The organism is Pseudomonas sp. MF5691 (genome assembly GCF_016405645.1).
Classification (GTDB): Bacteria; Pseudomonadota; Gammaproteobacteria; order Pseudomonadales; family Pseudomonadaceae; genus Aquipseudomonas; species Aquipseudomonas shahriarae.
In genome coordinates this window covers 89,958-98,391 of record NZ_JAEKDC010000018.1, presented here as the reverse complement: position 1 = coordinate 98,391, position 8,434 = coordinate 89,958, and the positions used below count along the sequence as shown (strand labels likewise).

Below are 8,434 nucleotides of genomic sequence, written 5' to 3'. Positions count from 1 at the left end.
CGAGGCATTGCAGTTGGGCCGCGACGGCCTCACAGGAGGACAGGGCCTCTTCAAGCATTTTTGAAGTCAATGGTTTCTCCTTCGACCATTACGTCGGTGAGGTGCAGGGAGCGGTCCAGGCGCACGCCGCCCAGGCATTTGGACACGGTGTGGCTGCCCAGCTTGTATTCGCCGTCGGGCATGCTGGCGGTGCCGGGAGCGAAGCCCACCAGCTTGGCGGACTCATCTGAGGCGTTGATTGCCTGGATGTGCTGCGGGGCACGCACCACGGAGGACGCTGTCAAAGTTGGTTTTGTGAGGATTAACTTTTCGCTATTCCTCACCATTAATCACCCATGACCATTAGTTTCAGTGGCAATTCGACTTTCTTCTGAGCACTACCGGTGTGCAGGTCTAGCGTTATATTGATCCGAGTCTTTGGCACTTCATTTTGGAAACTATTTGAAGCCATATCCCCTCCCCTCCAGGCTTTTTTGCAGCAGCAAGTGCTGAAGCGAAACCAATACTGAAACCAGCGCATATAGCCGACGCGTCAAATAGCACACCCGCCATAACACATAAGTTCCATTCCTAAAGAGGGCATAAAGCGCTTAGACGCTGCTCGCTTTTGCCCGGCCAAGACCATGGTGAATAATTTCAAATGGTGATTACTAGCCTTCACAGCGCGCCAGGGATCATTCAGAACAAAAATCAGGAATTATCCTACAAATAAACTGATTAACATTCGGGAACCCGCTCCGCACTTGTAGGAGGGGCATGACTCACCCACATGGGTTACAAATCAGTTCACGCACATAGGTAACAGTTACTGACTGGCAGGCAATTACTGATCATCGGATACCTTCAACTACCTGCAAGACACCGACCAAAGCTGATCAAGTCTTGTCGTATAGCTCTGACTCATAAGCTCCCGCCGCATCGCCCCGTCAGGATTCGCCGGCACTCTGGCTGAACGCAACGAGCCCCGGCCCCAACAACCATTAATCTGATCCAGCACGCTCATCACCCTGGACACGTTTACAGGTTGCGACACTGCAAACAAATCTTCGGTGTACTGGCCTCAGTCATTGAGGCAGGCTGTCCTCGTGCCGGCTCATTTGATTTTCTCGGTATCCGGCGCACGGGAAAGGCTAGACCCGGTCACGCTCAAGAAGCGTGCCGAGCAGAGGGTGTTGCGCCAGGGTAAGCAGGCCGTGGGCAACGTCAGGAACAAAGGGCCGACTCTGAAGCCCTGACATGCGCCTGGCACGCCCGCAGCGCGATCAATCCTTGGTCGTAGGCGTTGATATTGCCTACAATCGGCGACCTCAAGATAAAGACAAAGGAGCAAATTTGAACAAGAACTCGTATCGTTATCTGGTGCCTTTGATTTTTGGAACGCTGCTCTCTGCTTCCTTGCTTGTTACATGGCATAGCCATATTTACTCCAGAACCTTCTTCAAGCCAGATCTACAACAAAGCTACCTTATCGCCTCATCAGTACTAGCAATCATAACTTCGCTGGGCATGTTATTATTTAAATCAAACATCACACCAGGCAACACTCTCAAAAACATAAAAATCATTATCTGCACGCCAATAGCCGCACTTATAGTGTGCATGCTTATATTAGTCATTCCATTTTCACTTTCAATCTACCTTTCCACTGGAACTCAAAGCAGCTACACGACTGCCTATAAAAAAACCTCAGGCGGCAGAAGAAGCTGTAGTGGGATTGAATTCTTCGAGCCAGAACTGAATAAAGAAATAAAAATATGCCGATCAAACGTTATCGACAATACTGGACAGGTAAGCGTTTACAAAACCAGCACTCATAACGGCATAGTCATAATAGGCACAAAAATTTAATGGTGTTCTTAGGCAGGGGGTTAATATTTTAGGGAGCTGTAAACTATCCCCTCCCCCTATCCGACAGGGTGAACAACTGGCCCTGGGCCCAGTCAGTCATGCCCCGGTAGATCGCCGAGATGTCACGCAGCAGCGAGCAGGCATCAGCCTTGTTCTGCAGGTTCAGGTTGCAGATGAAACGCAGCTCCAAAGGCCGAGACTTTGACCGGCCTGCCATCACCCGCAATGACAGGAAAACTGCACGAAAAACCGAGCTTGGGTACAACAATCAGTTTGCGCAAAACGCCACCTGTCGACCCAATACTGTTCACCCTCTTCCCCCCGGCACCCCAACACCCTGCAAGCTGGTGAACTCCAGAGCGACGGTAAAACGCTGCTGCTCCAGAATTACATCAATCTGCCAGCCCAATTTTGCACATAACTGACGCATCAACTGCAGCCCCAGGCCGTAGCCGTAATCGCTGGACTCCTCCCTCGGCTTGGCCTCCCTGATGTGGTTGGCAATTACCAGGCGCGGGTAGTTGAAGCTGATTTCTACCTGGCCCTCTTCCGCGTATTGCAGGGCGTTGCGCAGGAAGTTACCGATCACGATGCGGCACGCGGTGGGGGGGAGTCGGCAGGGTTCGCTGTGGATGTCGACAAGCAGCTCGATATCCCGATTGCCGATCAGGTAGCGATGTTTGTCAATCAGCTCGCCGACCAACGCGCTCAGGTCTATATCTTCCTCAGGCAATGGTTCGGGGCGTTCGCGGCTCATCCACAGCAAGGTCTCGGCGATAAGTTGCATGTTCAACACCGAGCGCTCAATGCGCTGCAGGGAAGATGGCAAGACACCGCCGGCCTGCAGGGTCAACAGTTCTATATTGGCCTTGAGCACCGCCAATGGGGTTCGCAGTTCATGGCTGGTGTAGCGCAACAGGCGGCCTTCACGCTGGCTGGCAGCTTGTACTTGCTCAACACTCTGGGCCAGGGCATCGGCCAGGGTATTGAACTCCTTGAAGCTGAAATCCGGGCGCTCGCCGGCCCGGGCATCCGGGTTGTTCAGGGTACTGGACCATTGGGCCAGGCGTCCGAGCGGCCGCACCAGCCACCAGACCAACAGGGCGATGATAATCAGCGCCGGCACGAACACCGCCAGGCTGACAAACACGACGCCCTGCAGTACCTGGTCAAAGTAGGCATCGGACAGCGGCGTCTCGACCTCACCGCCCTCCTCGTGATCATGGTCAATGTCATACATGTAAAGGGTCTTGCCGTCACCCAGGGGCTGGGTGAGGACTGCCCGGATCTCAGCATCGTCATCATCGGAGTCTGTATCACCGAAGACCTGAACGGCACCGAAGGACATGCTCGGCGGGGCCTCGAGCAACTGGCGCACGCTCGCCGGCAAGGCTTCCTTGCCGATGACGGCCTCGAAGAAGTAGTTGCGCGGCGGTGGCGTGGTCGGATCCTTCTTGTAATGCCTGACGAAATACTGAGCCTCTTCTTCCATCATCGCACTGGCGGTGTAGAGCAGGCCACGCACGGTGTATACCGGCAGCAGTTGGCTGTAGATCAGTAACACCACAGCAATCAGGAACAGGAAGCTGCCACTGATCACCCACTTCAGACTCAGGCGGTTACGCATGGGGCTTCACCTGAACACCGACCCCAGGCAGGGTGTGGATCAGCGGCCGGTCAAAGGGTTTGTCTACCGCCTTGCGCAGCCGGTGCATGTGGACTTTAAGCGTGTTGCTGTCCGGTGGTTCATCGCCCCAGATCGTGGTTTCCAGGCGCTCCCGGGGCACGAGTTCAGGGCTGGCGCGCATCAGGTACTCCAGCAGGGTCCAGCAAATGGGTGACAAATGCAGCTCCTGCCCGGCGCGGCTGACTTTGCGGGTGGTCAGCTCCATGACTAGGTCGTCCACCTGCAGGCGGCTGGTCTGGCCACTGCGGCGCACGCTCAGGGCGCGAATCCTGGCGACCAGTTCGGCCAGCTCGAAGGGTTTGACCAGATAGTCGTCGGCCCCCGCCGCAAAGCTGGCGAGTTTGTCAGGGAGCGCGTCCAGTGAAGTGAGCATCAGGATCGGCGTCTGGCTGCCTTGCTGGCGTAGCCGTTCGCACACTTGCTGGCCGTCCAGGCGCGGCAACATGATGTCCAGGAGAATCACGTCGTAATGCTGGTCGAGTGCCAGGTTAAGGCCGGCCTGGCCGTTAGTGACGTGGTCGCAGACCATGCCGCTGATTTCCAGGTACTCGATGATGGTCGTGGCCAGGTCAAGGTTGTCCTCGACCAGCAGCAGGTGAATATGCACGGAAAAGTCCCCTCGGACAGGTGTTGCGCAGAGGGTTGAAGGATAACGGAAGTCGGGCGATTTCCCGTGGATGTTTACCTCGCGTTAACCCGGCACTCTCTAAGCTGGGGCTCTTCCTATCCCGAGCTCATCACCGTCATGAACCTTTACTCGATGGTTAAAAGAGTCCTGTTGGCTTTGATTCTATTCGGCCTGATGGCCAGCGTCCTGCCGTCTCGCGGGCAATTGGTCAACCTGGGAGGCGGCAGCCGGTTTCTGGTGGGCGAGCATCTCGAGCAGGCAGCTGCGTGCTGTGTCGCCAGTGCGTTCCGATAACGCAGGCGCCAGTTACAGCTGGCAGGTGCTGATATGCCTGGGGCTGATTGTGGGTGTGTCGATTGCGATGGGTAGCTACATCGTTCATTTGAATGCGCGCATTGATAAGCAGCGAGAACTGTCGCCGGTGTATCTGCACCAATGCGGCAACGGACGTGGGGGGTTTATTGTGTACCCCGACGGCAGGCGCAGCAGTGATGACTGCTACCCCGCCGATGACCTTGAATCGACGACCACTGATCAGCCACAGGACGTACCAGGCACACCCCGCGAGCAATGGCTCAAATACATCCTGCCTGCCGTTGAAGGCCTGCGCAGAATGACCTCCAACAGTCTGATCAGCACCTCCAGGCCCCAGCCGAAACCCCGGCACGCCAGCCTGCCAGGCACATCTGATATGCTTTTTTCTTTAACACCTGCATCTGTACCGAACAGTGCACAACCCGGACAATGGCTCATCGGCAGGAACTCCCCGGCCGCCCTTCTTCCTTTTGGAGGCCCCATGGCTAAGATGGCATTTTTTCTTTTAGGGTTTCTGGCACTGACCGTTGGCATTGGCCTGCTGGCCACGATCTCACCGGTCTGAGCCCCGGCCCGTAAAGGCCTGGACTCTTTAGCCGGCAAAAAACATCGGGTACAACGACAGCACCAACAGCCCCGCCATCGACCTGTTGAACAGCTTCAACCAGCGGGGCTCGCGCAGGACATTGCGCAAGCCGGTGCCACACCCCGCCCACACGCACACACTCGGCAGGTTGACCACGGCAAACACCACGGCGATGACCAGCACATTAGTGAAGTAGCCTTCAGCCGGCGTATAGGTGGTGATCGCGCCCAATGCCATGACCCAGGCCTTGGGGTTGACCCACTGGAACACCGCAGCGGCGAGAAAGGTCATGGGTTTGCGCTTGCCGTCGGTGTCGTCCGACATTGCGCTGGAGGTCGCTATCTTCCACGCCAGGTACAGCAAGTAAGCCGCCCCGATATAGCGCAACGCGGTGTACGCCCATGGCAACGCCTTGAACACCTCCCCCAGGCCCAGGCCGACCGAAATCACCAACAACATAAAGCCCACGCTGATCCCCAGGGCATGGGGAATCGAGCGGCGAAAACCGAAGTTCACCCCCGACGCCAACAGCATGGTGTTATTGGGGCCAGGGGTGATCGAAGACACGAAGGCAAACAGCGCGAAGGCCGATAGCAAGCTGGTGGACATGAACATGGTGCGTCATCCGGCGAATTATTGTCGCCCTGACAGTAGAGGGTTCTGCCGCGCCTCGCCCCGTACAGCTAGGCCCAGATCGAGAGATACAATTCATCAAGGGTGGGAGCTGTCGGGCCCGGCGAGGCTGCGATGGCGGCTGCACACCCGCACAACTGCAGCTTCGCCGAAGCTCGACCGCAGATGCGAAAGGACTGACGCTTAAACCGGCATTGGCACCTGACGATAGGTAACGGTCTGCCCCAGCGCGATGGCACTGGCCTCAAGCCGCAGACGCTCGGCGTCAAGAAAGCCATGCAACGTTTTGAGATGACCGATCTTGAGTTGAATCTCAGCCATTTTGTCGGCCACCAACGCAGCGCCCTGGGCACAGTCAATCGTACTTTGCCGCTTGGCTTCGAGGATTTCGCCGACCTCAGCCAGGGAAAACCCCATCTTCTGCGCCATCTGAATAAACGCCAGGTCCAGTGCCGTCTGCTCACTGTAAACGCGGTAGTTATTGGCTCCCCGCTGCACGGTGATCAGCCCCAGCGCCTCGTAATACCGCAAGGTATGGCGCCCAAGGCCGCTCCTACGCTCAAGCTCTGCGACTTTCACGGTAAATTTTCCTTGACTGTAGAGGTAGCTCCACAGTTTAGCCTGCGCACCTTATCCAACCAAGGAATGCGCCATGAGTACTCAATGTTTTGTCACCGGCGGCAGCGGATTTATCGGGCAGCATTTGCTGGCCCACCTGAGCGCTACAGGGCACGAGGCATGGGTGCTGATGCGCCACGCCGCAAACCTTGAATCGCTCAGGGAGCAGGTGCGTCTACTGGGGGGAGAACCCTCGCGCATTCAGGCCGTTCAAGGCGACCTCAATCACCCGAACCTGGGGCTGAGCGCGACTGACCGCCAGCGTATTGCCTCAGCCCGCGTGGTATTCCACGTCGCCGCCCAGTTCGCCTGGGGCCTGTCTATGGAGCAAGCCCGCGCGGTCAACGTCAAAGGTGCTCTGGAGGTTGCCCGGTTATCCGCAAGCCAGCACAGTCGGCTGCTGATGGTGGGTGGCTACATGCTGCAAAACACCGCGCACTTGACCAGCATTGGCATTGATCAGCAATGCCCCGAACACACCGATTGGCCCGCCGTGTACAGGCGTGTGGGTGGGTACGAGGCAAGTAAGCTGGAGGCGCATTTTGCGGTCATTCGCTACATGCAGGCGCAACGGGCCGACTACACCATCGTGCACCCGGCAACGGTCTGCGGGCATAGCGAGAGCGGGCATATCCTGGCTGGTCAGCCGGTAGCAGAGCTGATTCGCAACCTGGCGACGGGCAAGTTGACGGCGATTCCTGGATCAACCCGCCACTGGCTGCCATTGGTCAGTGTCGATTACCTGGTGGCGTTGATGGTCGCGGCGGCATTCGACCCGGCAATGGCAAATCAGCAGGCCCTGGCACTGGACGAGCTCAGCCCCAATCTGCAAGGACTGGTCACACACATCGCCCGCACCCTGGAAGTGCAGACTCCCCGCCGCCACCTACCACTGGGCCCACTCAGATGGCTGCTGAAAATACCGGGCGTGGCTACGCACTTTGGCACTAGCCCGGAATCCCTGAACTTCATCCGCACCGAGCGATTCGACATGACTCATAGCCGCAAGCTGGAAAGCCGATATCAGCTCAAGCATGCTGATTTGGCATTAACGCTGGAGAAAACTGCGCGATTCGTCAGGCATGGACTTCTGAACTGAAGGAGGTTTTGCCCCCCAACAAATGACATGAGCACTGTTGAGTGCTGGCGTAGAATCCAGCCCAAAGCACAATCATATTCAGGGAAATCCGGATAATGCTCTTCGAGAACCTCGCGCTGTTTTTGTTGATTGTCGAGAAAGGCGGATTGTCGGCGGCAGGCCGCGAGGTCGGGCTTTCGCCCACGTCTGTGTCGGAACGGCTCGGGGCCTTGGAAAGGCACTACGGCGCGACCCTACTGACCCGTACGACCCGCTCAATCAGCCTGACGGACGAAGGGCGGATGCTGATGGAGGGCGCCCGGCGCCTGCTCGCAGAAGCTGAAGACATCGAGAGCACTATCAAATTGGGCACCGAACGAATCTCGGGGCTGATACGCCTGAGCGCCCCCGTCGACCTGGGCCGCAACCGCATCGTGCCCATCCTCGATGATTTTCTGCAGGAGCATCCCAACGTCAGCCTCGACCTGAACCTGACCGATGGCTACCTGGATCTCGCGGGGCAAGGGATTGATTTCGCCATTCGATATGGCGCCCTGTCCGACAGCACCCTGCGTGTCAGAAAACTCAGCGAGGGCCGTAGGGTCGTGTGTGCATCCCCCGCCTATCTCAAGGCCCATGGCACGCCCCAACACCCATCGGACCTGGCGCAGCAACAGTGCATCCTGATGCGCTTTGGCAGCAGCATCCACCGTGAATGGCAGTTCCGCGCCGCTGGCCGTACGTTCAAGGTGCTGGTGTCGGGCAGGCGTATTGCCAATGATGGCGATCAGGTGCGCCAGTGGTGCCTGGCCGGCCACGGCATCTGTATCAAGTCCTACATCGATGTGCGTGATGACTTGGACGCAGGCCGACTGGTCGAGGTATTGGAGACCTACTCCCTGCCGGGCGTGGACTTGCAGATTGTCTACCCTTCCGGCCACGCGATGCCGCGCCGGGTCAAACTGCTGATGGACGAAATCTCCTTGAAGCTGGCGACCTGAGCGCGCCCCAAGGAGATTTTTTTGGATCTGACCTACCGCT

The 8,434-nt window shown here is 57.4% G+C and carries 10 protein-coding genes and 3 pseudogenes; 5 read left to right on the top strand and 8 right to left on the bottom strand.

The annotated features are described in order from the left end of the window. Nucleotides 1-50: 50 nt before the first annotated feature. From JFT44_RS28765 to JFT44_RS22015, 3 pseudogenes are all read right to left on the bottom strand, one after another. Nucleotides 51-188: pseudogene (locus JFT44_RS28765) on the bottom strand (hypothetical protein); the annotation flags it as partial. Nucleotides 189-328: 140 nt separating this feature from the next. After that, nucleotides 329-451, bottom strand: a pseudogene (locus JFT44_RS22020) (type VI secretion system contractile sheath small subunit); the annotation flags it as partial. Nucleotides 452-847: 396 nt separating this feature from the next. Beyond that, nucleotides 848-1,060, bottom strand: a pseudogene (locus JFT44_RS22015) (DUF4113 domain-containing protein); the annotation flags it as partial. Between the two features lie 176 nt (nt 1,061-1,236). On the opposite strand from JFT44_RS22015, the gene JFT44_RS22010 reads away from it, so the two are divergent. After that, the gene (locus JFT44_RS22010; protein ID WP_128593602.1) at nt 1,237-1,848 is read left to right on the top strand and encodes a hypothetical protein; all 612 of its coding nucleotides are present in this window, start codon (nt 1,237-1,239) and stop codon (nt 1,846-1,848) included. Between the two features lie 43 nt (nt 1,849-1,891). Here the strand turns inward: JFT44_RS22010 and JFT44_RS22005 are convergent, their stop codons facing one another. The 3 genes from JFT44_RS22005 to JFT44_RS21995 all read right to left on the bottom strand — a co-directional run bounded on the left by JFT44_RS22005 (nt 1,892) and on the right by JFT44_RS21995 (nt 4,142). Further along, on the bottom strand, nt 1,892-2,038 hold the full coding sequence (locus JFT44_RS22005; RefSeq protein ID WP_186625849.1) for a hypothetical protein: 147 nt from the start codon (nt 2,036-2,038) through the stop codon (nt 1,892-1,894). A 117-nt stretch (nt 2,039-2,155) separates the two neighbouring features. Continuing rightward, nucleotides 2,156-3,475 (bottom strand): HAMP domain-containing sensor histidine kinase, encoded by a 1,320-nt coding sequence (locus JFT44_RS22000; RefSeq protein ID WP_057441967.1) that lies wholly within the window; start codon nt 3,473-3,475, stop codon nt 2,156-2,158. Next, complete coding sequence (locus JFT44_RS21995) at nt 3,468-4,142, bottom strand: response regulator transcription factor (RefSeq protein ID WP_057441969.1); 675 nt, start codon at nt 4,140-4,142, stop codon at nt 3,468-3,470. The genes JFT44_RS22000 and JFT44_RS21995 overlap by 8 nt, the downstream gene beginning before the upstream one ends. A 171-nt stretch (nt 4,143-4,313) precedes the next feature. Between JFT44_RS21995 and JFT44_RS21990 the strand changes: the two genes are divergently transcribed. Together JFT44_RS21990 and JFT44_RS28760 are read left to right on the top strand one after the other, a co-directional pair. Beyond that, a complete protein-coding gene (locus tag JFT44_RS21990; RefSeq protein ID WP_162947681.1) occupies nt 4,314-4,457 on the top strand; it encodes a hypothetical protein in 144 nt (47 codons plus the stop codon). Then, a complete protein-coding gene (locus JFT44_RS28760) occupies nt 4,444-5,043 on the top strand; it encodes a hypothetical protein (protein WP_233098404.1) in 600 nt (199 codons plus the stop codon). The genes JFT44_RS21990 and JFT44_RS28760 overlap by 14 nt, the downstream gene beginning before the upstream one ends. A 27-nt stretch (nt 5,044-5,070) precedes the next feature. On the opposite strand, the gene JFT44_RS21980 is transcribed toward JFT44_RS28760, so the two are convergent. Together JFT44_RS21980 and JFT44_RS21975 are read right to left on the bottom strand one after the other, a co-directional pair. Continuing rightward, on the bottom strand, nt 5,071-5,679 hold the full coding sequence (locus JFT44_RS21980; protein WP_198831134.1) for a LysE family translocator: 609 nt from the start codon (nt 5,677-5,679) through the stop codon (nt 5,071-5,073). Between the two features lie 201 nt (nt 5,680-5,880). Next, nucleotides 5,881-6,276 carry a MerR family transcriptional regulator gene (locus tag JFT44_RS21975; protein ID WP_057441976.1) on the bottom strand — a complete coding sequence of 132 codons (396 nt, stop codon included), beginning with the start codon at nt 6,274-6,276 and terminating at the stop codon, nt 5,881-5,883. A 73-nt stretch (nt 6,277-6,349) separates the two neighbouring features. Here JFT44_RS21975 and JFT44_RS21970 point away from each other — a divergent pair, with 73 nt between their 5' ends. Both JFT44_RS21970 and JFT44_RS21965 read left to right on the top strand, forming a co-directional pair. After that, a complete protein-coding gene (locus tag JFT44_RS21970) occupies nt 6,350-7,414 on the top strand; it encodes an SDR family oxidoreductase (protein WP_198831133.1) in 1,065 nt (354 codons plus the stop codon). Between the two features lie 95 nt (nt 7,415-7,509). Further along, nucleotides 7,510-8,394 carry a LysR family transcriptional regulator gene (locus tag JFT44_RS21965; protein WP_057441979.1) on the top strand — a complete coding sequence of 295 codons (885 nt, stop codon included), beginning with the start codon at nt 7,510-7,512 and terminating at the stop codon, nt 8,392-8,394. The last annotated feature ends 40 nt before the right edge of the window (nt 8,395-8,434 follow it).

What these genes read in the sequence shown, in the direction of transcription:
- JFT44_RS22010 (WP_128593602.1), top strand. Translation starts at nt 1,237, where the DNA reads ATGCGCCTGGCACGCCCGCAGCGCGATCAATCCTTGGTCGTAGGCGTT.
- JFT44_RS22000 (WP_057441967.1), bottom strand. Translation starts at nt 3,475, where the DNA reads ATGCGTAACCGCCTGAGTCTGAAGTGGGTGATCAGTGGCAGCTTCCTG.
- JFT44_RS21980 (WP_198831134.1), bottom strand. Translation starts at nt 5,679, where the DNA reads ATGTTCATGTCCACCAGCTTGCTATCGGCCTTCGCGCTGTTTGCCTTC.
- JFT44_RS21970 (WP_198831133.1), top strand. Translation starts at nt 6,350, where the DNA reads ATGAGTACTCAATGTTTTGTCACCGGCGGCAGCGGATTTATCGGGCAG.
- JFT44_RS21965 (WP_057441979.1), top strand. Translation starts at nt 7,510, where the DNA reads ATGCTCTTCGAGAACCTCGCGCTGTTTTTGTTGATTGTCGAGAAAGGC.